Annotated in this window: 2 protein-coding genes; both read right to left on the bottom strand. The window is 43.7% G+C overall.

Annotation, left to right across the window (positions count from 1 at the left end; genetic code table 11):
* Nucleotides 1-489, bottom strand: a 489-nt coding sequence (locus F6K38_RS40400) for an MBL fold metallo-hydrolase (RefSeq protein ID WP_287360482.1), incomplete at its 3' end; no start/stop codon positions are given.
* A gap of 642 nt (nucleotides 490-1,131) precedes the next feature.
* Nucleotides 1,132-1,254, bottom strand: a complete 123-nt coding sequence (locus tag F6K38_RS44680) for a DUF8629 family protein (RefSeq protein WP_044492584.1) — start codon at nucleotides 1,252-1,254, stop codon at nucleotides 1,132-1,134.
* Nucleotides 1,255-2,025: the final 771 nt, after the last annotated feature.

Raw genomic sequence — 2,025 nt, 5'->3', positions numbered from 1 at the left:
ACCGGTGTAAAGCAGTCGGTAAGTTCGATGGCGAGTGGTGTAAGTGAGTAAAAATGCTGCTGCTCCTGGCAAGTGTCCAGCTGGGAACAATTGAGCAGTGAGTCCCTCACAGAATTCTACAGGGGTAACCCACGGGAGAGCTTGACAAAATGGGAGAATATCCTCAGGAGGCAGTTCCGGCCAGTTGAGTAGTAATAGTTGAGTCGTTACCTCACTAGCATAGATTGGTAATTGTGGAAAAGTTTGGTGAAGAGCCAGCAATCCCTGACTATGGTCTGAGTGAGCGTGGCTACACAGGACTAAATCTGCTGGTGGTATCCCATCGATCTGTAGGGGGGAAATGTCTTCTAATCCACAATCAAGGAGAATGCGGTGTGGTCCCATCTGCACCAACAAACAAACCCCTTCTGCACCATGACCAACACCGTAAGGAAAGCAGGTTAATCGGTCATCCTGATCAGAGGATGCTACTGGGCGTTGATTGCTCATGAGCTTCAACTTAGATTTTAGCTAATCCGGCTCCGTTAACCCACGTCTTACTAATCAGGGAAGGGTGAATGATTAAGCCTTGGAAGAGGCAGACAGAATGGGTGATCGCCAACGGAAAATAAGGTGAAACTATTTTTCCGTTGGCTGTATCTTCCTTGAACGGAAAATTCAACGGATTCTTCCCCAGTCAAAACAAACGTGGTAGAGTTGTGACTCCGTACCAATTTAGAGGGGTTTGTATGCTGGATATATCCTAGAGGCCACTCTGGAGTCTACGATAATCCTACACCCTACCCTTTAGGGTGGGTGTGGGGAATTCTCACCTAGTTTCCCTCCTTTCGAGGTCAGAGTCAATAGGGGATAAGGGTTGCCAAAAACATTACCACAGTAGGAAGTTAAGTAGGGAGGGATTGGTTAAGTCCCTCTAACCTCTAAGTGACGATTTCAATTTTTTGACACTCCCCATGCCAAGAAGGCAGGGGCTTGGGAAAACGCCCTTAGCCCCCTCACATTCCACGCTCTTTGGTCAGCTTCTAGCCTTTAGCCTCTGCTGTGATGCCAGATGCGTGGGTTTTTCCAAGACTACACGATGAATGCTTGTTGAAAGCTCAGCAGCTGACAGCTAAAGTAAATACTGGAAGCTTAGTGTGCAGAGCCGTTGCCGTGATAATCGTCTGAATCATAAAATCCATTCTTAGTCCCAAAAAACAGGCACAAAGCAGTAAAAGCAATTGTTAGTACCACTAAAACCAGTTTTACTTCCATTTTCTTAATAACTCCTCATGGCTGTGAGAAAAAAGCGTCACGTTCATTGTAACTCCCTCTTTCGTCCAGAACCTGCCTTCATCCCCTGCCTAAGCTGTCACGCACTTAATTTTTGGGTTGAGGCTGATGGGGAGATGGGGAAATGGAGGTGGGGAGAGGGTTTCATGGTTTGTTTCATAATATGAACAGATTTAATTTAGATGCGTGTTAGCTTAAAAGCCATGGCTACTGTAATATTTTTATATTTCTCTATGATTATATATTCTTAATTTTTTAATTAGAGCGAGTATGGTATTATTTCTATCGGTGTGTTTGTTGGGGTTTAAACGCCAAAGTGATAGTCAGCTTAGAAAAAATGGCAAGTACAAAGTACCAGCTTAGTGAGTACAGCTTAGTGAGTACAGCTTAGTGAGTACCAGCTTAGTGCGATCGCTATCGGTAGTAACTTAGGTAAATTACGCACTATCTTAGAAGCTGCTAATCGCGAACCTAGACCAAATTCAAGGTTTTTCCCTACCAGACCGTTCTAGTTTGCCTAAAGCTGCACCATTTCAAACCACCACAACCAGATCATCTCAATTACTGCTCTAGCCGGTTGAAGTTTTATATGAAAGAAATCTATAAAATTAAGCGTCGCCAATTACTTAAACTTAGCTCCGTGACTCTTGGTAGTAGTGTTTTGGCAGCTTGTAATAATCAAAGCTCTACACCATTAACGACAGAAAAAAAAGGTAAATTAGATAAAATAAAATTTGCTCTGGGCTGGAAAGC

Source organism: Moorena sp. SIO3B2 (genome assembly GCF_010692525.1).
GTDB classification, from domain to species: domain Bacteria; phylum Cyanobacteriota; class Cyanobacteriia; order Cyanobacteriales; family Coleofasciculaceae; genus Moorena; species Moorena producens.
Note: the sequence above shows the minus strand (reverse complement) of the source record. Positions and strands in the feature narration are given on the sequence as shown.

What these genes read in the sequence shown, in the direction of transcription:
- F6K38_RS44680 (WP_044492584.1), bottom strand. Translation starts at nt 1,254, where the DNA reads ATGGAAGTAAAACTGGTTTTAGTGGTACTAACAATTGCTTTTACTGCT.